The sequence below is a fragment of the Radiobacillus deserti genome (assembly GCF_007301515.1).
GTDB lineage: Bacteria > Bacillota > Bacilli > Bacillales > Amphibacillaceae > Radiobacillus > Radiobacillus deserti.
Window position 1 is genome coordinate 2,836,645 of sequence record NZ_CP041666.1, and the last position, 23,110, is coordinate 2,859,754.

The following is a 23,110-nucleotide window of genomic DNA, read 5'->3' on the forward strand; positions in this document are numbered from 1 at the left end:
CAAAGTTTCCCATAGAAAAGAGTCACTTCTAGCAGTTATTTCTTTCTTTTCATGTAAAGGTGACCGTAATTTAATTTAGAAAGGTAACGATCAGACATCAACCGGACTATGAAATAGACAATCATAACGGAAATGATCTTATCTCCAACCTCTGTAATAATCGTAGACGAGAAAACAGCACTCCAAATTTGTTGTCCTGCTGCCAGGAAGGTAGCGGTAATTAGAGCAGAAGTGTTTCCAGTCGCTCCACCATATACTAAGACGGTGATTGGAGCGGATGTAATAATTGTAATAAAGGTAATGATAACTGCAGAAATGAGTGCTTTCGGTATGTTTTGAAACATACCTTTTCTTGTTAAAAGACCTGTTACAAAACCTATCGCAATAGACACAATGGCATATGGAAACCAGACGGGATTAAAGATACCATTAATTAGATTCGTAACTAATCCTGCGAGTACCGCAACCCATGGACCTGCAATAACCCCGATTAGTATGGTGCCGATTGTATCTAAGAAGATTGGTAACTTGAGGACACTAGCAATTTGGAAGCCTACGATATTAATCGCAACTCCAACTGGAATCAATAGCATGGCCATTATATTAAAATCATCTTTTATCTTCCTTTTCACTTTCTTTTCCCCCTTTAAGAACAGTGTTTGACTGCTCGTAAAAATAATGATACTAGCTTTTCTCGATTCACTTCATATAACACGCGCACATTCGGTGTTTGGCCGCTTCTTTTGTCATAATCCACGACAGTAGCTCCATTTGTGTACGTTCCCATTCGTTCGACGGAAACAAAGTAATCATCTCCTTCGAACAAGGACGGATCAACTACATAAGCAACCGCACACAGGTCATGAAGACGAATAACGTCGTTGTAATTTTCTTCATGGAACGGCGTTCTATCCCCACCATCTTGGTAGAAGCGAATCATAGACACGAGCTTATCCGATAGATTTGTTTGGAAGTGCTCTAGTTCGTTAACATCAGCCTGACTGAGGTAAGCTTTATGTGTCACATCCAAACCACTCATCGTGATTGGAATCCCTGAACGGAATACGATATCCGCAGCATCTGGATCCACGTGTATGTTAAATTCTGCAGTCGGGGTGACATTCCCACCTTTTGCAGCACCCCCCATTAAGGAGATTTGTTTAATCTTCGGCTTCAAATGTGGATACGCTAAAATGAGGGCACCGACATTCGTAAGAGGGCCGGTAGCAATGATAGTGATTGGCTCAGTTGCTTTAGTTAGCGTTTCTACCATTGCTTCCATCGCGTAACGTTTACTTTCTTTTCGTTTCGATATTGGGAAGGTAACATCCCCAATTCCACTCTCTCCATGAACATGATCGGCTATTTGTAAATCTTTGTAAAATGGTTGATCTAGTCCACGAGCGACTTCTACATTCTGTCCCATGTAATCTAGAAAGTTTAAAGCATTCGATACAGTTTTATCTTGGGTTTGATTTCCCGCACTTGTCGTGATTAAAAGTATGTTCAATGTTTCACTAGCAAAAGCAAATAATAAAGCCATTATATCGTCAATACCAGGGTCACAGTCGATGATGACAGGCGTCTTCCTCAAGATTTCACCTCCCTTCCGGTTGGATGTCATCGCTTTCATTAGCGGTGTAAGAATTCCTTATTATCATATAGGATAACGGGAAAAATTCCTATACCTTTTTGTAAATTATTTCACAAAAGCGGGTGGTGCCTGTCACCACCCGTTTTTGCTCGAATTGTGTCGAAGCAAAAAAAGAGGAGCCGAGGCTCCTCTTTTTTTGTACTAGGATGTTGATTTTTCCAGCATGGAATGAACTTTTTCAATCTCATCATCGGAGACGACTAGATAATACGTACCGTTAATACTAGTGCCCTCTCCCTGAACCATATAACTCGTAAAGTGATGACGAGTGTCGCGGTAGTTCGCAAATAAATCTTGCATATCCTCAAAATCCATATTCGTTACAACGTTCTTTCCTAATACATCGAGAATATTATCAATCTTACTAAAAGATGTAATACTCGCACCTTGCTCAATAATTCCCTGGATAACTTGTCTTTGACGCTTCGTACGACCAAAATCTCCATTTGGATCAAAGTGTCTCATCCGAACATACCCAAGTGCCTTAGCTCCATCCAGTTGAATGTCGCCTTTCTCGAAATGATAGCCTTTTTGATAGTACCCTTCGTCAAACCAATCTATTTCATTGGTAACTGTAATCCCACCAACCGCATCCACCATATCAGTTAGACCTTCCATATTGATGCGCACATAATAATCTAGGTCTGTGTCTAAGAAGTTCTCCACCGTGTTAATAGCCATTTCCACCCCGCCATACGAATAAGCATGATTAATTTTTTCTTCGGTACCACGACCGACAATTTCCGCTCTCGTATCACGTGGAATACTGATCAACTGCATACTATCTGTGCTCGGGTCAAGAGACATGACCATTAACGCATCGGAACGACCACTATCGGATTCACGCTCGTCCACACCTAGTAATAAGATGTTCAGCTTCTCTTGTTCCTTCATTTTTTCCTTCGTTGCCTCTGTATCAATGTTTCCCACCTGTTGATGGATTTCTTTCGTTACAGTCTGTTTTACCTCATGATATATAGAATAAACGTATCCTCCAGTAGCCAAAAGAAATACGGCTATAATCGAACAAATAATCTTCATCCAACGCTTGGATTTCTTCCCTTTAAGAGATTCTGTCACCATTTACACCTCTTCTTTTCACAAGATACTAGCATTGGATTATTATACTATAAAGCTCTCAAATATCATCTAGTAAATTTATGAAAAGCTCGTAAGGTTTCTTAATGCTATAATTTTTTCTGGGTCAATTGAACAAGCGTAAGAGGAATCTATGCGAACTGCCTTACCAAAATGAATTTCTTTAGCAGGAAACCCTCGTAAAAAACTAGCAATATTTTCTAGAGTTAGACCTGCCCCCGCCATCAAAATAGGTCCTCCTCTGTCTACTTGCTTTTGCATGTTAGAATATTGTTCCACAGCTTCGATAGCAGAAGGCTTTCCACCAGAAGTAAGCACTCTACGAATTTGCGGATATTTCCGAAGCACCTTTATGGATTCCTCTAGGTCTTTAGCTTCATCAAGTGCACGATGAAAAGTGACATCTAATCCTTCAGACACATGTAAAAGTTCCTCTAGCGCTGTCTCATGAATATCACCCTGTTCCGTTAAAACTCCAATGACAACACCGTTTGCACCCAGTTTCTTACATTGCTTTATGTCCTCTACCATTACTTGCAAATCATCGGTGGAATACACGAATCCCCTACTATGCGGTCGAATCATCACCTGTACAGGTATCGTGACTGCCTGACAAACCTGTTCAATTAAACCATAACTTGGAGTAAGCCCACCTTCTAGCATTCCTGTTACCAATTCGATACGATCCGCTCCTGCTTTCTCTGCAGTATGGGCATCTGTTAGGGAATCGGCAATTACTTCTATCAACATAAAAAATCCATCCTTTTTAATAAGTCTAAACGTCTATAGCCAGCCAGATTTGTAGGTATATTCTCCTTCCTACCATTTGAAAATTTTGTCGTTTATTCAGTTCGAAAGTGGTATAGACAACTATATCATAACTCAATTACTATTTAATTGGAAGATATTTTGTCTTCTGGAAAAACTAATGAAAGGAGGAGCGATTCCATCGAGAAAACCGCTTATGTAAGCGATACCAAATAAGAAAGGTGGAAATGTATGAACAACAAAACAAAGAAAGTAACCACTGTATCTTTTGTCTCTATTCTTTTGCTTATTACTCAATTGTTTTCTCCTATCCAGCCTGTTCAAGCGAAAAAGCAGAACGATGTAGTCGATCTGATCCTTCTGCAAAACGTTCCCGAGGTGGACAGCAAGATTTCCGATAATTCCATTTCATTAGATGCTTTAAAAATATATGAGGATGGACACTTCGAATTGGTGACAAAGAATTTGTCATGGAAATCCACCAATAAAAGAGTCGCATCCGTGGATGAAGACGGGAATGTTACGGCTTCTGGAAAACCTGGTCTTACTTTTATCAAGGTTTCCTATGGTCGATTTACCGATCGAATCGCCATCCACACTAAACCAGATTTTTCTCATAAACAAAGAGGAAAATTAGATTTTGAACCTACATTAGTAAAATTAAGAGGAAAACAATATGACATCATATCCAATGCCATTGATGAAATGACACTCCAAGAAAAAATTGGACAAATGCTCATGCCAGATTTCCGAAACTGGGAAGGGCAACCCGTAACCGAAATGCTACCAGAGATTGAATCACTCGTGAAAGAGTATGACCTTGGTGGTGTTATTTTATTTAGGGAAAATGTCGTGACTACCGAGCAAACGGTGGAGCTCGTTTCCGCCTATAAAGAAGCTGCAGAAAAATACGGCTTACTTTTGACCATAGATCAAGAAGGTGGAATTGTGACTCGACTTCAATCTGGCACAGATATGCCAGGTAATATGGCGCTAGGTGCAACAAGATCTGAAGACTTATCCTATCAAGTAGGACGAGCCATAGGAGAGGAGCTTCATTCCTTAGGGATAAATATGAACCTTGCACCGGTACTCGATGTGAATAACAACCCAGACAACCCAGTCATTGGTGTTCGTTCATTTGGAGAGTCCCCTGAGCTAGTTGCCGATTTAGGCATTGCTTATACAGAAGGCTTACAAAGCACAGGTGTTGCAGCAACAGCTAAACACTTCCCTGGCCATGGAGATACTGCTGTAGATTCTCACTTAGGTCTTCCTGAAGTCCCACACGATATAGAGCGTCTGAAAGAAGTAGAGCTATATCCATTTCAGCAAGCGATGGAAGCAGGGATCGATGCTGTGATGACCGCGCATGTGACGTTCCCTAAAATCGATGACACGAAAGTGATTTCGAAAAAGGACGGAACCGAAATCGCTTTGCCCGCTACCCTTTCTAAAAAAGTATTAACAGATTTAATGAGAAAAGATATGGGATATGATGGAGTGATTATCACAGACGCCTTAAACATGAATGCGATTGAAGATCATTTCGGTCCTGTAGACGCTGCAGTAAGAGCTGTTCAAGCAGGAGCAGATATTTTACTAATGCCAGTTGGACTTGAAGAGGTTGCTGGTGGGCTAGTTGAAGCAGTCCAAAACGGAGATATTTCAATAGATAATATCGAAGATTCTGTAGAACGAATCTTAACCTTAAAAGTCGAACGCGGAATTATCAAGTCCGACGAGACCACTTCATTAGAGGATAAAATTGCTAACGCACAACAAGTAGTTGGTTCCGAAGCACACAAACAAGTAGAAAAAAATGCATCGGAGAAATCCATTACTCTAGTTAAAAATGAAAACGAAGTACTGCCTTTATCCACTTCTTCAGAGGATGAGGTGGTTGTCGTAGGAAATACCCAAATCGATACGCTTTATTCGGAAGTGAAAGCAATCCATAACAACACAACACTTATTCGTGCATCCGGACCATTAAGCGCTGATCAATTGGCTAGACTTGAACGTGCAGATGCAGTGATTGTAGGCACCTATACGTACAATGTTTCTGGTCGCTCCCCAAGTAGCCAACAAATGCAGCTTGTAAATCAGCTCATCGAAGCGACAGACTCACCAGTAATAGGAGTTGGCATCCGGAACCCTTATGACATCATGGCGTATCCAACAGTGGATGCTTACCTAACCCAATATGGCTTCAACGAATCCAGCTTTGAAGCAACGGCAAAAGTGATTACAGGCCAACTAAACCCAACTGGTCAATTACCAGTTACAATTCCTAGCTATGAAGGAGATATACTTTATTCCTTCGGGCATGGGTTAAGTTATTAAATTCCACCATCTTCTATAACGAGGGAGCATCCATTCCAGGAGGCTCCCAAATAAAGAAAGGGGTATTGAGATGAAAAAATGGATTATTGGTTTTCTTGCCATTTGCTTAACACTCTCCTCTCTATCTGTAGTCCTTGCGGAAGGGAATCAACATGGAAAAGGGAAAGGATGGCACCATCCACAAAAATTCCAATTAGGAGTAGAGGTTCTACTAGATGACCAAAAGGAGTTAATTGAAGGAAAACGAGTAGGACTCATCACAAATCCCACTGGAGTGGATCAGGACTTAAACAGTATTGTCGATCGATTACACAAGGACCCTGATGTAGAATTAACAGCACTTTATGGACCAGAGCACGGGGTTAGAGGGAGTGCTCAAGCTGGAGAATATGTCGAGTATTACATCGATGAAGAAACAGGACTTCCAGTGTACAGTCTATACGGCGAAACAAGAAAGCCAACACCAGAAATGTTAGAAAATATTGATGTATTGCTGTTCGATATCCAAGATGTAGGAACGAGATTCTATACGTACATCTATACGATGGCTTACGCGATGGAAGCAGCGAAAGAAAATAACATTCCTTTCATTGTGTTAGATCGTCCAAATCCGATAAACGGAGAGGACGTAGAGGGGCCTGTCTTGGATCCAGAATATAAATCATTCGTCGGAAACTACCCAATCCCACTTCGCCACGGAATGACAGTAGGAGAACTAGCGAAGCTATTCAATGAAGAATATGAAATCGGTGCAGATTTAACTGTGGTTGAAATGAACGGCTGGGATCGGGAGGAATACTATGATGAGACACCGTTAGAATTCGTCCTTCCATCTCCGAACATGCCAACATTGGATACCGCTTTAGTATATCCTGGAGCTGCTTTAATTGAAGGAACCAACGTATCCGAAGGACGAGGTACAACAAAACCGTTCCAGCTTATCGGGGCACCATTTATTAATAGTACAGACCTAGCAAAAGCCTTAAATGATAAGAATATTCCTGGAGTTGTCTTTCGAGCAGCATCCTTTACCCCTTCCTTCTCCAAACATAGTGGACAATTATCCAATGGGGTAGAAATTTTCGTAAAGGATCGTGATAAATTTTCTCCCGTTTTAACCGGGTTACACATTGTGAAAACCATCCATGACATGTACCCTGAGGATTTTGAATTCAGAGCTGAAAACAGCGCTGGTGTTTCCTTCTTTGATTTATTAGTTGGGAACGGCTGGATTCGAGATGCAATAGAAGAAGGAAAATCGGTGGAAGAGATACAAAAACAATGGAAGAAAGACCTATTTAAGTTCAAAAAATTAAGAAAAGAGTATCTACTTTATAGATAAAACAAAAAAGGACGCGTCGTTTACGAACGATGCGTCCTTTTTTGCATCACATTTTCTTCTGTCAAAGCAGCCATTGCATGGGGAAAATGATCGTTGTAAGCCATCAAGGTTTCCTCCGCCTTTTTCTTGTCAATACCGAACATAATCATTAATATTGCGATTCTTGTATCTCCATCTGCGCGCTGCGAGAACTGTTTTGCGGTTTCTTCCGATACGCCGGTAATTTCTTTTATAATCGAAATCGACCGTTTTCGAAGCTTGGCATTTGTAGCCTGCAAGTTGACCATGTAATTTTGATACACTTTTCCTAGTTTGATCATCGAAGTTGTTGAAATCATATTTAATACCATCTTTTGCGCGGTCCCCGCCTTCAACCGAGTAGAGCCTGTTACGATTTCAGGTCCGACTGGCACCTCTATAGGATACTTGGCTACTTGGCTTAAGGCTGAATTTTTATTACAACTTATCCCTACTGTTGGAATATTGATTTCATTCGCATATTCCAATGCACCTAGAACATAAGGTGTTCTCCCGCTAGAAGCAATCCCTATGACTACATCTCGATCTGTTAAAGCTTCCATCGCCTTCTTCCTGCCTGCAGCTTTATCGTCCTCTGCATTCTCCACTGCATATCGTAATGCATAATCTCCACCTGCGATAATGCCGTTAATCAATGTACTAGGAACACCAAATGTAGGAGGACATTCTGAAGCATCTAACACTCCTAATCTCCCACTCGTTCCTGCCCCAAAGTAAAAAACTCTCCCGCCATCCTTCAGACAAGCTACTACTCGATCTATTGCCCTCTCTATTTGTGGGAGTGCCTTCTGAACACAGTCGACGACCGTGTGATCCTCTTGATTCATTAATTCAATTATCTGTTTCGTGGAAAACGCATGAAGGTTTTCCGATTGCTCGTTCTTCATTTCAGTTACGTTTGAAAAATTGATTTCCGTCATACCGTCAGCCTCCATTGGTAGCTTCTATGCCGATATTTTCAAGCCAAGATCGGCCTACTCGTTCTCTTATATTAGGATGTCCACTCTTCTCTAACATGTACAAATAAGCACCAACTACTGGCGGAAAGGTTGGAAAAATAAGCTCCTTGTGGAGGTTATTCTGTTCAATTGCCTGTACAAACCGTTGCTTAAAATAGGAGGATTGGAACAACCCACCTGTTAATACGAGTGGATCGTGTAAAAGTGCTGAGTGATGGCGCACACTTGCCCTTAACAGATCCAATAATCCCTCGATTTCTTTTCCTACAAGTTGGACGGCTACAGGATCACCAGTTGACGCAAGCTTCAGCACTGGCCTCGCCAATGATGCAACAGTTTGTCTCGGACTAGTACTTTCATAAATCGCTGTCACAAATCCACTAGGATGTTGCAGGTGTAAAAATTCCATGATGGTTTCCGTCAACTCCGTCTTTTCTCCCCTGCCATCATACGCCTTCATAATGGAACGAAGTGCTTCTCTCCCAATCGCAAATCCGCTACCTTCGTCCCCAAATAAGTAGCCCCATCCTCCGACTCGTATAGGAGGGGCTGCTTCTTCTGGTACCGCGTACACAATGGAACCTGTTCCAGCAATAAGCACAGTGCCTGAGCTGGATGCTGTTCCACTTTTCAGTGCACTTACTGCATCGTTACTTACTAAGATCGGACAAGTTAATTGCTCATGGAAGGATGTCATCCATTGTTTCCATCTAGCGACATCCTCTCTTCGATCTCCACCAGCGGTACTAACAAAGATCCCTTTAATACACTCTGGTGTTATGTCAATTTGCTCCATTACTTGTTTCAACAAAAGATGGATTTGGGATTCGATAAAAGCGGGAGGGTTTGATTTTATATTGGTCGATCCAACCTCAACGAACGCCAAAATATCTCCATATGAATTCCCAACTACGCATTGTGTTTTTGTTCCACCACCATCGATTCCGATATATAGTTCCTTATTTAACGGCACCGTCAGTCAATCCCTCCATAAATTGTTTGGATGCGATAAAGAATAGTACAATCATTGGCAAGGAGGATAGTGTTAACCCGGCGAACAAGGCGCCCCAATCTGCAGAATGCTCTCCGAACAAAGAAAGCATTCCAACTGGAATTGTCTTCTTCACGTCATCCGTAATAAAGATAAGTGGGAAGAAAAAGTCATTCCAAGACTGGATGAAGTTAATAATCGCTACGGTACCGATTGCTGGTCGCATTAGCGGTAGCACAACATTCCAAAGAATACGTAGATCACTTGCTCCATCCATACGCGCCGCCTCCTCTAGCTCGCGTTGCATCGTCCGAAAAAACCCAGTAAGAATAAGAATCGATAATGGAATTCCTTGAGCGGTGTACATAAAAATTAAAGACCATAACGAATTAAGCAAGTCTAAATTTTTCATGATGACGAACAGTGGAACAATCCCCAATTTGATGGGAATCATCATTCCCATTAAGAAAAAGAAAAACATAAAGTTATTCCACCAGAAGGTGTACCTCGCAATATAAAAGGCAGCTAACGATGTGGTGACTAAAATAAGGATTACGGACGTCACACTTACAATGGCACTATTGTAAAAATAAGTCATGAAAGGAATTTGATCCAGTAACGTTTGATAGGTTTCTAAACTAAACGATTTTGGTAGAGATAAAGGATTCATAAAGATTTCTCTACTCGGTTTAAAGGATGATAAAATCATCAAAATGATTGGGTAAAGACTGATGGAGGCAAACACAAAGGCAATGACATAGTATAACGGCTTCGTCCAAATCGTATCCTTCATTATTCTCCCTCCTACATCTCTACTTCTTTTTTCTGCATAAATTTAAGCAATAAGGCTGTAAACGTCGAAATGAAAATAAATAAAACGACGGCAAGTGCAGATCCAAGTCCAATAGCGGTGGAATCTCCAGTCGAGCCACCAAATGCTAAGCGATAAAAGTACACGGCCAGTGTATCCGTCGAATGATATGGCTCCCCTTGTGACCCTTGCATCGCATAGACTAATTCAAAGGCTTCAAACGACTGGATAAAGGTGAGGACCGTTGTAATCATAATGGATGGGATCATCAGCGGTAGCATGATGGTTTTCAGCATTTTGAATTCTTTCGCTCCATCCAATGTCGCCGCTTCTAGCAGCTCCTTTGGAATGGCTTGAAAACCAGCCAAAAAAATAAGAAGCATAAACCCAATGCCGAACCAACAGTTTACAAGAATGATGGTCATAAGCGCCGTATCTGGATCCCCAAGCCATGCTTTTTGTAAATTTTCTAACCCGAATTTGCCAAGAATCACATTTAAAGCGCCGAAATTCGGATTCAAAATTAATTTCCATAAAAATCCGACTACAATCACCGATAACAATCTTGGCAAAAATAAAGCAATTTTAAAAAACTCTCCAAACTTTAGCTTTTTGTAGATTAAGTAAGCTAAGAAAAAGGCAATCGCATTTTGAAAGACAAGCTGGACTACAAAATAAATAATGTTATGACCAAATGCATTCCAAAAGTACCCACTAAATGGTTCTAATGTAAACAAATCTACGAAGTTCGCAAAGCCAACAAAGTCTCCTCTAATCATCCCATTCCAGTCGAAAAAACTATAAGAAAGGGCAGCTAAAAGAGGATAGACGATGAACAGCCCATACACGAACAGGGCAGGAATCGGAAAAAGATGGATGGCCCATCTTTTCCAGTTCCTTTTCTGTTTGTTGCGGTTTAAATTCTTATTTATTTCTAACTCCATTGTGTACCGCCCACCTTACGAATTATTGAAAAGGTTCAAACCAAGTAGAAGCATTCTCCTGTAGAGACTCCGCTACTCCTTCTGGGGTTTGTTCTCCTAAATACATGCCTTGCAGTTCTGTTTCTAACGTTGCTTTAGTTGTTGGATTTCCACCAGCGAAATGTACAAGCATCATATACGGTGTAGAATTCGTTTCTACCGCTTTCGCTAGACTGTTGACCAATTCATCATCTGTTTCAACACCAGGGATTGCACTAATCATTTTGAATTTTTCTGTGAATAAATTTCCAAATTCTTTCGTCGTCATGAATTCCACGAACTTCTTCGCTTCTTCCACATGCTCAGAGTTTGCGTTTACCCCGTATGACCCATCTACCCATGTTGTGATCGTTGGGTCTTTACCCACTGCAGATGGCATCGGGAAAAATCCTAATTCTAAATCTGGATTCATTTCTCGAAGTACTTCTATCTCCCAGCTACCTAGTGGGAACATGGCTGCCGTTTCTGTGAAGAATAAGGTACGGATGTCTTCCATTCCTAGACCTTCGTAGTTATCTGGGAAATATTGCTTTAACTCATCCATTGCTTTAATCGAATTCAAAAACTCTTCACTAGTGAAGTCGGTTTCTCCAGCGGTAATCTTTTCCACAAAATCGTTTGCTCCGTAATGAGCGGGACCTACAATTCCGTGTGCTAGAGATAGTAACCAACCTTCTTTTGTTCCTAGAGAAATTGGCGTATAATCCTCACTTTTCAACGTTTCACAAAGCTCGATAAATGCCTCCCAGATTTTCGGTTCTTCTAAGCCAAGTTCTTCAAAGATTGCCTTGTTGTAAAACATTTGAGTCGTACTAATGTTTAGTGGTACACCATATTGTTTTCCATCCGATCCTTTAGAAGCAGATAGAGAAGACTCTGGGAATACATCTAGTCCTTCAATATCATCTAATGGCGCCAAGTATCCTTGGTCTGCAAGTTCAATACCAGGTGCATACGGGCGTAAATGGATAATATCTGGCCCCTCTCCTCCCTTAAGAGCTGTATTTAGAATCGTGTTGTATTCCGTATTCTTGGAAGGTTTAAACTCCACATTGATATCTGGATACTTTTCATTAAATGCATCAATGACAGTTTGGTATTTTTCTGTATCTTCTGTGCGCCAACTACCAATTGTTAACGTAACGCCATCCGATTTTTCTGCGCTCTCTCCTTCTGTACTGTCTCCTCCTTTAGATCCTGCATCGTCTGAAGCACATGCTGCCAAAACAAGTACAAACAAAGTAAACAAACTAGCTAACCAAAACTTATTCAGACTCTTCAACGTATTGACCTCCTAAAATTTTATATATTTAGCTCCTTTTAGAGTAAAAGGAGTAAATCAATGAATGTAAGGTAGATCTAATCTCTTTAATCTTGGTGTTTCTTCCAAAATGAACGGCATTGGTTAGGAAGATGACTACCAATTCTTCCTTCGGGTCTACAAACAGACTCGTTCCTGTAAAACCTGTGTGACCGAATGTGCCTAGCGGCCAACTCTTACCACATGCTAAGCAATCTTCGCTGTCCTGATAGACTTGAAAACCGAGCCCTCTATTTCCCCTTTTTTCTGTTAAAACGCTTTCAATGATAGTTTCCGGAAGAACACCTTGGGTCTCTGGGTAAAGCATATAGTTAGCGAATCGAGCCAGATTAGAAGCAGTGGAAAACAAGCCTGCACTCCCGCTTACTTGACCTAGCTGATACGTCTTTTTCATCATGTACCACTCCTTGCAAAAAGGAGCTTTTATCTCGTTCAGTTGCCGCCGCTTTTCGCTTTTCTTCCTCGGTTAACAAGTACTTCGTTTGAAAAAGCTCCCACGGCTCCAAAATAGTCTGCTGAATAAATATATGTAAAGGCTGATTCGTTACACGCTCAATAATGCGCCCTAACAAAATCATACCTAAGTCACTATATAGAACTTGTTTGCCAGGTTCATAGATAAGATTCGTGGATAAAACCTCTTTTATCACGTCTCTATTCCTGTGACGGTCCACCCTGTTTAAATCAGCTGGTAAACCGGAGGCATGCGTAAGTAAATGTTCAATTACAACATCAGGAAAGCGAAACTCTGGAATATACGTTTGCACTTGTTCCTGAACGTTAAGCATCTTGGTTGCGTGTAAAAAAAGAATGGCTGGGGTCGTAGCCACCACCTTCGTTAATGAGGCTATATCAAATAACGTATCTCTATCAATCTGTTGATTTTCTCCATACTTGTTTTGAAAATGACCAAAGGCTTGATGATAGACTTCTTGATTAGATTTTGTGATTAATAGGACTGCACCAGGAATTTGCCTACTTTCCACCTGTTCACGTATATATATTGTTCAAACACGTTTTTTCGTAACTCCTACTGCTTTTCGTGTTTTTTCCAATGCCCCAATATTGCGATCTTGATCGGATTTAATCACTCCTAAAAACAGCATATCAATTACATTTAATTGAGCAATTCTTGATCCAGTCGCGCCACTTCGCACGTCCCTTTCCAACGAACGTGTATGAAGCCTGATATCCGCCAAAGCAGACACTGGATTCTTTCCTGATTTCGTTAATGTAATGATGGTTGCTCCATTTTGTTTGGCAACCTTTAAAGAATCAATAATATCTGTTGTTAAACCACTATACGAGATTCCTAACACGACATCTGCTTCTTGCAAATTAGCCGATACTGTCGTTTGAGAATCCCGGTCTAATGCTAATTCACACCATCGATTTATTCTTGTAATCTTTTGTTTGAAATCTTGGGCAATGACACCAGATGCACCAATACCATAAACCGCTATGACTCTAGCTTCAGCAAGACTGGCAATCGCCTTTTCTAACTCCACTTCTGATAAAACAGAAACGGTTTCTTCAATGGATTGGATATTGCTCATCGAAACAGATTGAATTAACGATTGAATCGAATCGTCTGCTGGAATGTCTCCGTAAAGTCGGTTATCATAATTCGTTTTTGCTAAGTCTGAAGCGATTCTCAGCTTTAAATCCTGAAATCCGTCACAGCCTAACTCCTTACTTAATCGAATGATAGTCGCTTCACTTACATCTGTCTCTTCCGCTAACTTTTGAATGGACATGTTGATTACCTCCGTTGGGTTATTCAACATATATTCCGCCGCTTTTCTTTGCGTAGGCTTAAAGGAATCTAATTGTTCTTTTATAAAAAGGAGTTCATAGCTCATGTTTTTCTTCCCCTTTTGTTGACTTCGAATATTTACTACAGTATATTAAACAATATTTCATTTTACAACACATTTTTGTAATAATATTTCATAAATTGTTTATAAAGGATTCCATTTTAAACTTATATCCTTTATGATGAGGTCAAATCTTTTATAAAGAATCCGAGATTTCAAGAAAAGGAGAAGGTCCCATGATACCTCATGATGTGAAACAAAGTTTCATAGAAATCGTTGGTTTAGAAAATGTTGCAGACTCCAAAGCAAGTCAACTCGTCTATTCTTTTGATGCAACTCCACAATTTCAAAGCATGCCAGATATCATCCTATCCCCCCGAAATACGAAAGAGATTTCAGCTATTGTGAAGCTATGCAACAAACATCGTATTCCCATCGTTCCAAGAGGATCTGGAACAAATTTAAGCGCGGGGACAACCCCATTACAAGGTGGAGTCGTCCTTTTATTCAAACATTTGGACCAGATACTCGAAATAGATGAGGAAAATTTAACAGTTACAACACAGCCCGGGGTAAACACGCTCGAATTAACGAAAGCAGTCGAAGCGAAAGGACTTTTCTATCCGCCTGATCCTAGCTCAATGAAAATATCGCAAATCGGTGGAAATATAAATGAGAATTCAGGTGGACTTAGAGGTTTAAAGTATGGGGTGACACGTGACTATGTCCTTGGCCTAGAAATCGTTCTTCCTAATGGAGACATTATTCGAACAGGTGGGAAGCTAGCGAAGGATGTTGCAGGATACGACTTAACGAGGCTATTTGTAGGATCAGAAGGAACACTAGGTATTGTGACAGAGGCAACCTTAAAGCTTATTCCAATGCCCGAATCTAAGAAAACGATGCTTGCTCTATATCAGGATATGGAAGCGGCCGCAAGAACCGTCTCCACTATTATTGCCAATCGAATCATCCCGACGACTTTGGAGTTTTTAGACCAGCCTACTTTAAAAGTAGTCGAAGATTTTTCAAAAATTGGATTACCTACAGATGTTCAAGCCGTATTATTGATTGAACAAGATGGGGACAAGGAGACCGTGGAACGAGATATCCAAAAGATAGAAGCCATCTGTAAAGAAAATCAGGCGACAGATGTTCAACTCGCAGAGACCGAAGCAGAAGCAGATGCCCTGCGAACCGCTCGACGTTCTGCCTTATCTGCCTTAGCACAACTACGACCTACTACGATACTCGAGGATGCAACCGTACCGCGTTCCAAAATAGCCGAAATGGTGCAGGCTATAAATGAAATCGCTACCAAATATCAAATCAATATTTGTACATTTGGTCATGCTGGGGATGGTAACCTTCACCCAACTTGTATGACGGATGTTCGTAATCAAGAAGAAATGGAACGGGTGGAAAAAGCACTAGAAGAAATTTTTAAAAAAGCAGTCTCTCTCGGTGGAACGATAACTGGAGAACACGGTGTTGGAGCGATGAAGGCACCTTATCTCCACTTGAAACTAGGGGAAGCAGGAATGAATGCGATGGAACAACTCAAAAAAGCGTTCGACCCAAACAACATCATGAATCCTGGAAAGATTTTTGCAAAGGCTGAACGCAAACGAATTGTGGTGAGTCATGAATGAAAACAAAAGAAATGGAAAACATTCAGCAAGCTTTTAAAGAGAAAATGGATTATGATGAGTTACTAAATTGTATGCGTTGCGGCTTTTGCCTTCCAAGCTGCCCTACCTATATCGAATCCGGAAAAGACGAAGCGCACTCTCCAAGAGGGAGAATTGCGTTAATGAAAGCGGTAGTAGACGGGGAAATCGAGCCCGATGAAGATGTCAAACGCTCTCTTGACATGTGCTTAGGCTGTCGGGCCTGTGAACCTGTCTGCCCATCCGGTGTTAACTACGGACATTTGCTAGAGCAAGCAAGGGACATCATCTACCAAAATAAAAAACCATCTCTTCCTGCAAGAGTGATAAGAAAATCTGTATTCTACGGACTTTTTCCCTATCAAAATCGCTTAATTTCGATGACTGGATTACTTGGATTATATCAACGATCAGGGCTTCAAAAAATGACACAAAAATCTGGAATCTTAAACTTACTTCCTGATTCTATGCAGCTCATGGAACGGGTCTTACCAAAGGTACCAACAAGAAAAGAGATGAAAAATCGTCCTTATCACCTACCTGCGATTACACCAAAAAAGAAAAAGGTTGCTTTTTTTTCTGGATGTCTCATGGATACGATGTTTCTCCATACAAATGACGCGACAACCAAGCTTCTGCAGGTAGCAGGTTGTGAAATTGTCATTCCAAAATCCCAAAACTGTTGTGGAGCGATACACGGTCATAGTGGAGAAAAGAAAAAAGGAAAAGCATTAGCGAAGCAGAATATTCAAGCCTTTGAAGAAGCGGAAGTAGACTATATTATTACAAACGCTGGTGGTTGTGGTGCTTTTCTCGTAGACTATGGGCACTTGCTACAGGATGAGCCGGAATGGAAGGAGCGTGCCAAAGCATTCTCTGCCAAAATTAAAGATATATCTAGCATTCTCGTAGAACTAGATTTTCACAAAACTCCGCTAAAAGTGGAAGATCAGATAGTAACCTTTCAGGATTCCTGTCACCTCCGAAACGTTCAAAGAATATTCTTAGAGCCACGTAAGCTCTTATCTTCTATAGAAGGAGTACACTATGTCGAGATGAAGGATGCAGATCGCTGCTGCGGATCGGCTGGAATTTATAACATTGTAGAATCCGACATGTCGATGAAAATTTTAGATTACAAAATGGAACAAACCAAAGCAACGAATGCCAAAACAATCGTAACAGCAAACCCTGGTTGTTTATTGCAGATGAAATTAGGGATTGAAAAAGAAGGTTTAAGTAATACTGTACGTGCCGTACACATTGTGGACTTTTTACTGGAGGCTTTCGAAAAGACGAATGGCTAAGGACAGCCATTCGTTTTTTGTTTCTCATCACTTGATAAAAAAACGTAATGTTGGAAAAAATATGGTGCAACACATTCCGAACATTTTTTATCCGCACATGTCCTTTCCAAGTAAACATTTTTCAATATCTTTGTTATAATAACTGTAAACACAGCAATTTAAGTCACTTAATGTTCACCCTAAAAAGACAAATGTTCATAAAGCGTTTTCAAAGGAGGAAACTATTTTGACTAGTTCAAAACTAAATCAATTTTTAAACGAAAATCTAGAAGACTTGAAATCACAAGGGTTATACAACGAAATCGATCCCGTAAAAGGTGCTAACGGACCGATCATCCACGTGAACGGAAAAGACCTAATCAACCTTTCATCTAACAACTATTTAGGACTTGCAACAGATGCACGCCTTAAAAATGTTGCCAAACAAGCTATCGATTCACACGGTGTTGGGGCTGGTGCGGTCCGCACTATTAATGGGACATTAGATCTTCACCTAAAACTCGAAGAAAAACTAGCTCAATTCAAAGGAACAGAAGCTGCTATTGCCTATCAATCTGGATTTAATTGTAATATGGCGGCGATTTCAGCTGTCATGGATAAAAACGATGCTATTCTTTCCGATGAACTAAATCACGCTTCCATCATTGACGGATGTCGCCTTTCCAAAGCAAAAATCATTCGCGTGAATCACTCGGATATGGAAGACTTACGCCAAAAAGCGAAAGAAGCGGTAGAATCTGGTCTTTACAATAAAATCATGATTATCACTGACGGCGTATTTTCCATGGATGGAGACGTTGCCAAGCTTCCAGAAATCGTAGAAATTGCCGAAGAATTTGACCTTATGACCTATGTCGATGATGCCCACGGATCTGGCGTGTTAGGAAAAGGTGCAGGTACAGTAAAACATTTCGGGCTACAAGATAAAGTAGATTTTCAGATTGGAACACTCTCTAAGGCGATTGGAGTAGTTGGTGGATATGTAGCTGGTAAACAAAATCTAATCGATTGGCTAAAAGTTCGTTCTCGTCCTTTCTTATTCTCAACTTCCCTAACACCTGCTGATGTAGCAGCAAGCACAGCAGCAATTGATCTATTAATGGAAAGCAGTGAGCTTCAAGAAAAGCTTTGGGAAAATAGCGAGTACTTGAAGAAAGGGTTATCCGCACTCGGCTTTGACATTGGACACAGTGAAACACCCATTACACCTTGTATTATCGGGGATGAAAAAACGACACAACAATTTAGTAAACGTTTGAACGAAGAAGGCGTATATGCGAAATCTATCGTCTTCCCAACTGTCCCGAAAGGAACTGGACGTGTTCGTAATATGCCTACTGCTGCGCATACCAAGGATATGCTAGACCAGGCACTTGCCATTTATGAAAAAGTCGGAAAAGAAATGAACTTGATTTAACTAGAGGAAAACTGGAGGAGGAACCAATCAGATGAAAAAAATTCTAGTTACTGGCGCATTAGGTCAAATCGGTTCGGAGCTTGTTCCACAATTACGTGAATTGTATGGTGCAGACCAAGTTATCGCTACAGATATTCGACGATTAGAAAACCGTGTTGTAAATAGTGGTCCATTTGAAATTCTCGACGTAACGAATGGAAAAGCACTACTTGATATTGCAAAAGAGCATCGAGTGGATACGATTATACACCTCGCTTGCTTACTTTCTGCAAAAGCGGAAGATAATCCGCTAATGGCCTGGAACATAAATATGAATGGAACCTTACATGCACTAGAAGCAGCTCGAGAGCTCAACACGAAATTTTTCACACCAAGTTCGATTGGCGCATTCGGACCAACAACTCCTGCGGATCAAACCCCACAGGATACCATCCAGCGTCCCACTACAATGTATGGGGTTAACAAAGTCTCAGGTGAACTGCTTTGTGATTACTACTACACGAAATTCGGAGTGGATACAAGAAGCGTTCGTTTCCCTGGCCTAATTTCATACGAAACGCTACCGGGTGGTGGAACAACGGATTATGCGGTAGATATTTATTATAAAGCAATAGAAGAAGGAACGTACACATCCTACATTAATAAAGGCACCTATATGGATATGATGTATATGCCAGATGCAATCGAAGCTATTATTCAACTAATGGAAGCAGATCCGGAAAAATTAATACACCGAAATGCATTTAATGTAACGGCGATGAGTGTCGAACCAGAAGATTTTGCTAAAGCCATTCAAAAGCATATTCCATCCTTCACCTTACAATACGACGTAGATCCGGTTCGTCAAGCAATTGCAGATAGTTGGCCAAATTCCATTGATGCAACTGCAGCTAAATTTGAATGGGGATTTGAAGCGAAGTATGATTTAGAAAAAATGACGGCAGATATGCTTGAAAAACTAAAAGCAAAACAGTTAGTGCACGCCTCTCAAAAATAACCGATGTGAAGTCCGGAATTATAGTTCCGGACTTTTTTCTTTTATATATGTATCAACATAGAGCATTCTCGTTCCATACCTATCATCTCAAAACAACAATCAATAGTCATTTTTTAGTATCTGCAAGAATATCTAACAATAGGGGCGTATTTATAAACAATGGCACCTCATAAATGACTCATAGCTGCTAACCCGCTTTCATCCTTAGAAATCACTAATTTTGCATTTTTCATTTTTTTTCGATTATTGAGATAATTGTTAGTGGTCAAATTACAAAGGGGGCAACAAAAAAAATGAAAAAGAGATTACTAGCTTTACTTGCACTTGTTTTATCCACCGGTCTATTGGCTGCGTGCGGAACAGGTGATTCTACCTCTGGAGATTCAGATGGAGAAAAAACATATACAGTTGCAACAGATGCGAACTTCCAGCCTTTTGAATATAAAAACCCAGAATCCGGTGAGATGGAAGGGTTTGATATTGATTTAATCAAAGCAATCGCAGATGAGGCTGGCTTTAATGTAGAATTCAAAACGATGGAGTTTGATGGGTTACTTGCTTCCATGCGTTCTGGAAAATTCCCAATAGGAATAGCTGGTATTTCCATAACGGATAAACGAAAAGAAACCATCTCCTTCTCCGATTCTTACTATGATTCTGGTCTGATTCTTGCAGTACCGAAGGATTCTGATATCACATCCATTGACGATGTGAGTGGATTAAAGGTTGGTGCACGCCAAGGTTCCACTGCTGAAGCATACTTAAAAGAAAATACTGATGCGGAAGTTGTTGCCTATCCAGAAATCGTAACGGCTTACATGAACCTTGAAAAAGGCCGTTTAGATGCAGTGCTTTATGACTTACCAAACGTGACCTACTACATTAAAGAAAATGCACCAGATAAGCTTAAAACGGTTGGTGATGTGTTAGAAGGTCAACCATATGGAATCGCCTTCCCTAAAGACTCTGAACTTGTGGATCCAGTGAACGAAGCACTTTCCACCTTGAAAGAAGATGGTACGTATGATGAAATCTACAAAAAATGGTTCGGTACAGAGCCTCCACAATAAATCCTAATAGCTTTATTGGATAGAGGCGTAACAGGCTGTGCTTGTTACGCTTTTTTCATCAAGGGTCTGCACCTATTGCAATTAATTAGGCTAATACAGAAAACCAAAACGAACCAAGGAGAGATTCTAACATGGATCAATTAGCAAATACACCTTATATCCAGTCCCTCCCCTTTCTTTTTCAAGGGTTATATTGGACTGTTATTATTACCGTTCTCGGACTGTTCTTCGGCTTTATTTTAGGAGGAATCTTTGGAATTGGTAAACTATCCAAAGTTAAACTTATTCGAGCAATATCTACTGTGTATGTAGAAATTGTCCGTGGAACCCCTATCCTCGCTCAAGTATTATTCTTGTATTATGGGTTGACGGAAGATTTAATCGGAATCAGTATTAACGCTTTTACTGCCGGTGTTATCGCCATTGCTATTAACGCAGGTGCTTATATTGCAGAAATTGTAAGAGGTGCGGTTTATTCGATTGCACCAGGTCAAAGAGAAGCTGGTCGTTCTCTAGGGCTGTCCGAAAAACAAACATTACGATACATTATCTGGCCACAAGCCTTCAAAAGAATGATCCCACCACTAGGGAACCAATTCGTTATTAGTTTAAAAGATACGTCTATCTTTTCTGTAATTGCTATTCCAGAATTAGTCTATATGGGAAGACAATATTATAATTCTACATTCGAAATATTTGAAACTTTACTCATGGTTTGTTTACTATATTTATTAATAACAATCCCAACATCAATTTATTTAAGAAGATTAGAAAGGAAGCTGGATGTATAAATGATTACCGTAAAAGATTTACACAAATCGTTTGGCTCATTGGAAGTACTGAAGGGCATTGACGCAGAGATTAAAGAGAAAGAAGTAGTTTGTGTCATCGGTCCTTCTGGTTCAGGTAAAAGTACGTTCCTTCGCTGTTTAAACCTACTAGAAGACATCACCTCTGGTCATGTCGAGATAGATGGAATAGACTTAACCGAAAAATCAACCGATATCAACAAGCTTCGAACAGACGTAGGAATGGTATTCCAGCATTTCAATCTTTTTCCACATAAAACGGTATTAGAAAACATTACACTAGCACCGATTAAAGTGAAAGGGATGTCCGCAGAAGAAGCGAAAAAAATTGGCTTACCATTATTAAAAAAAGTTGGGCTTTCTGACAAAGCCGATGTGTATCCTGATAGCTTATCTGGTGGACAAAAGCAACGTGTAGCGATTGCCCGTGCACTCGCAATGAATCCAAAAGTTATGCTTTTTGACGAACCGACATCCGCCTTAGATCCAGAGCTCGTTGGGGATGTACTAGAGGTAATGAAGGAGCTCGCCCAAGAAGGAATGACGATGGTCGTCGTGACCCACGAAATGGGCTTCGCTCGTGAAGTAGGAGATAGAGTTATCTTCATGGATGAAGGAATTATCCAAGAAGAAGGCGATCCTGATCAAATCTTCTCCAATCCACAAAACCCTAGAACACAATCGTTCTTAAGTAAAATTTTGTAGAGTAGAAAAAATAACACCGCTAAAATTTAGCCATTCAGTTTAGAGGTACAAAAACGTACAATACAATATTGTTTGAGCATTGAATTGCAAAGAATTTAATGCTCTTTTTTTATGGTCGAATTAATAGTTGCGGTATTTTCGGGTGTCTTGCAAACAAAATGGAACCCAATTCACAAACCTCTAATAATTATCAAAGAGTTAAAAAATACTTACCCTAAATATGTAATTTGAGTCTAAAAAAAGCATATTCATTACTGGCATTCTCAACAGTTATTTGAAAATATGTTCAATCGATTTAGGTACTCTTATCCTATTAGACCATCTAATCTATTAAACCCTATAATAATTGTAATCATGTTTCAAAATTTCAGATGGTAGATAGATTATTACCTATTAAAGAAATGCACTCATTTTTGAACAAGAACTTTTAAGCATTCAAAAGGTATAATGAATTCCTTTATTTTCATCCCATAAGCCAAGACTCTTTCGAATATGCAAAATTTGTCCTATATGATACGCATTGTGTAAATTGATATAAGTAAGGCTGTCTATGGATTTTTCTAAATTCTTTTCTGCACAACTCTCGATCTCATTTTCCCAATGTGTCATAGTTTTTAGAAGTTGTTCTACTAGAATTTCCCAACTTGTTTCTTGTACGTTATTAAATGTATCATTATTGTCTTCCACACTACTATTATCTGGTAAATTTTTGAACCTATTTAATTCAAGTTGGTTATAAAAATATAGATGATTAACAATCTCTAATATCGTATTTGTAGAATTTTCACTTTTGTTTGAGACTTGTTCGTAATTCAGTCCTTCCAATGCAGTTTTCAAAGATACAAACCAAGTGTTTGTATTATGACATGCTTTAAATTGTTGCAGTATAAGTTCTTTCGTGTTCACATTATTCCTCCTTTCTCCACATCACCTTATAGGGAATTACTCATCTTATTCTCCATCATAACCGCACTGTTTGTTGAATCACGCACCTTACACCTTATTT

The 23,110-nt window shown here is 40.0% G+C and carries 22 protein-coding genes; 9 read left to right on the forward strand and 13 right to left on the reverse strand.

The features are described from left to right. Positions 1–35 precede the first annotated feature (35 nt). From FN924_RS15030 to FN924_RS15045, 4 genes are all read right to left on the reverse strand, one after another. Positions 36–632, reverse strand: coding sequence for an ECF transporter S component (locus tag FN924_RS15030; RefSeq protein WP_143895863.1), 597 nt, complete (start codon positions 630–632; stop codon positions 36–38). A gap of 14 nt (positions 633–646) precedes the next feature. Beyond that, entirely contained in the window at positions 647–1,594 is a 948-nt protein-coding gene (locus FN924_RS15035; RefSeq protein WP_143895865.1) for a nucleoside hydrolase, read from the reverse strand. A gap of 201 nt (positions 1,595–1,795) precedes the next feature. Next, a complete protein-coding gene (locus FN924_RS15040) occupies positions 1,796–2,737 on the reverse strand; it encodes an LCP family glycopolymer transferase (RefSeq protein WP_143895867.1) in 942 nt (313 codons plus the stop codon). A gap of 75 nt (positions 2,738–2,812) precedes the next feature. After that, positions 2,813–3,502 (reverse strand): copper homeostasis protein CutC, encoded by a 690-nt coding sequence (locus FN924_RS15045; protein WP_143895869.1) that lies wholly within the window; start codon positions 3,500–3,502, stop codon positions 2,813–2,815. A gap of 249 nt (positions 3,503–3,751) precedes the next feature. On the opposite strand from FN924_RS15045, the gene FN924_RS15050 reads away from it, so the two are divergent. Continuing rightward, positions 3,752–5,866 (forward strand): glycoside hydrolase family 3 protein, encoded by a 2,115-nt coding sequence (locus FN924_RS15050; protein ID WP_143895871.1) that lies wholly within the window; start codon positions 3,752–3,754, stop codon positions 5,864–5,866. Between the two features lie 70 nt (positions 5,867–5,936). Next, positions 5,937–7,208: an exo-beta-N-acetylmuramidase NamZ family protein gene (locus FN924_RS15055; protein ID WP_143895873.1), complete on the forward strand. Its 1,272-nt coding sequence runs from the start codon at positions 5,937–5,939 to the stop codon at positions 7,206–7,208. Positions 7,209–7,228: 20 nt separating this feature from the next. Here FN924_RS15055 and murQ read toward each other — a convergent pair whose 3' ends face one another. From murQ to FN924_RS15095, 8 genes are read right to left on the reverse strand one after another with little or no spacing between them, the layout of a single operon-like run. After that, on the reverse strand, positions 7,229–8,167 hold the full coding sequence (murQ, locus tag FN924_RS15060) for an N-acetylmuramic acid 6-phosphate etherase (protein ID WP_143895875.1): 939 nt from the start codon (positions 8,165–8,167) through the stop codon (positions 7,229–7,231). A 4-nt stretch (positions 8,168–8,171) separates the two neighbouring features. Then, the gene (locus tag FN924_RS15065; RefSeq protein ID WP_158634031.1) at positions 8,172–9,179 is read right to left on the reverse strand and encodes an N-acetylglucosamine kinase; all 1,008 of its coding nucleotides are present in this window, start codon (positions 9,177–9,179) and stop codon (positions 8,172–8,174) included. After that, positions 9,166–9,990 (reverse strand): carbohydrate ABC transporter permease, encoded by an 825-nt coding sequence (locus tag FN924_RS15070; protein ID WP_143895879.1) that lies wholly within the window; start codon positions 9,988–9,990, stop codon positions 9,166–9,168. Before FN924_RS15070 ends, FN924_RS15065 begins: the two co-directional genes overlap by 14 nt. A gap of 11 nt (positions 9,991–10,001) precedes the next feature. Further along, positions 10,002–10,952, reverse strand: a complete 951-nt coding sequence (locus FN924_RS15075; RefSeq protein WP_143895881.1) for a carbohydrate ABC transporter permease — start codon at positions 10,950–10,952, stop codon at positions 10,002–10,004. 22 nt (positions 10,953–10,974) lie between these two features. Next, the gene (locus FN924_RS15080; RefSeq protein ID WP_143895883.1) at positions 10,975–12,273 is read right to left on the reverse strand and encodes an ABC transporter substrate-binding protein; all 1,299 of its coding nucleotides are present in this window, start codon (positions 12,271–12,273) and stop codon (positions 10,975–10,977) included. A 28-nt stretch (positions 12,274–12,301) separates the two neighbouring features. Then, entirely contained in the window at positions 12,302–12,709 is a 408-nt protein-coding gene (locus FN924_RS19615; protein WP_143895886.1) for a serine hydrolase, read from the reverse strand. Further along, positions 12,642–13,298: a serine hydrolase domain-containing protein gene (locus FN924_RS15090; RefSeq protein ID WP_158634033.1), complete on the reverse strand. Its 657-nt coding sequence runs from the start codon at positions 13,296–13,298 to the stop codon at positions 12,642–12,644. Before FN924_RS15090 ends, FN924_RS19615 begins: the two co-directional genes overlap by 68 nt. A gap of 21 nt (positions 13,299–13,319) precedes the next feature. After that, positions 13,320–14,174 (reverse strand): MurR/RpiR family transcriptional regulator, encoded by an 855-nt coding sequence (locus tag FN924_RS15095; RefSeq protein ID WP_143895890.1) that lies wholly within the window; start codon positions 14,172–14,174, stop codon positions 13,320–13,322. A 191-nt stretch (positions 14,175–14,365) separates the two neighbouring features. On the opposite strand from FN924_RS15095, the gene glcD reads away from it, so the two are divergent. The 7 genes from glcD to FN924_RS15130 all read left to right on the forward strand — a co-directional run bounded on the left by glcD (position 14,366) and on the right by FN924_RS15130 (position 22,104). Then, on the forward strand, positions 14,366–15,781 hold the full coding sequence (glcD, locus tag FN924_RS15100; RefSeq protein ID WP_143895892.1) for a glycolate oxidase subunit GlcD: 1,416 nt from the start codon (positions 14,366–14,368) through the stop codon (positions 15,779–15,781). After that, the gene (locus FN924_RS15105; protein WP_143895894.1) at positions 15,778–17,106 is read left to right on the forward strand and encodes a (Fe-S)-binding protein; all 1,329 of its coding nucleotides are present in this window, start codon (positions 15,778–15,780) and stop codon (positions 17,104–17,106) included. Before glcD ends, FN924_RS15105 begins: the two co-directional genes overlap by 4 nt. Positions 17,107–17,332: 226 nt before the next feature. Next, a complete protein-coding gene (locus FN924_RS15110) occupies positions 17,333–18,523 on the forward strand; it encodes a glycine C-acetyltransferase (protein ID WP_143895896.1) in 1,191 nt (396 codons plus the stop codon). A 31-nt stretch (positions 18,524–18,554) separates the two neighbouring features. Beyond that, positions 18,555–19,520, forward strand: a complete 966-nt coding sequence (locus FN924_RS15115) for an L-threonine 3-dehydrogenase (RefSeq protein ID WP_143895898.1) — start codon at positions 18,555–18,557, stop codon at positions 19,518–19,520. A gap of 293 nt (positions 19,521–19,813) precedes the next feature. Further along, positions 19,814–20,590, forward strand: coding sequence for a transporter substrate-binding domain-containing protein (locus tag FN924_RS15120; RefSeq protein WP_143895900.1), 777 nt, complete (start codon positions 19,814–19,816; stop codon positions 20,588–20,590). Positions 20,591–20,721: 131 nt separating this feature from the next. Then, the gene (locus FN924_RS15125; protein WP_143895902.1) at positions 20,722–21,381 is read left to right on the forward strand and encodes an amino acid ABC transporter permease; all 660 of its coding nucleotides are present in this window, start codon (positions 20,722–20,724) and stop codon (positions 21,379–21,381) included. After that, positions 21,382–22,104: an amino acid ABC transporter ATP-binding protein gene (locus FN924_RS15130; RefSeq protein WP_143895904.1), complete on the forward strand. Its 723-nt coding sequence runs from the start codon at positions 21,382–21,384 to the stop codon at positions 22,102–22,104. It abuts the gene before it with no gap. 435 nt (positions 22,105–22,539) lie between these two features. On the opposite strand, the gene FN924_RS15135 is transcribed toward FN924_RS15130, so the two are convergent. Then, complete coding sequence (locus tag FN924_RS15135; protein ID WP_143895906.1) at positions 22,540–23,010, reverse strand: DinB family protein; 471 nt, start codon at positions 23,008–23,010, stop codon at positions 22,540–22,542. Positions 23,011–23,110: the final 100 nt, after the last annotated feature.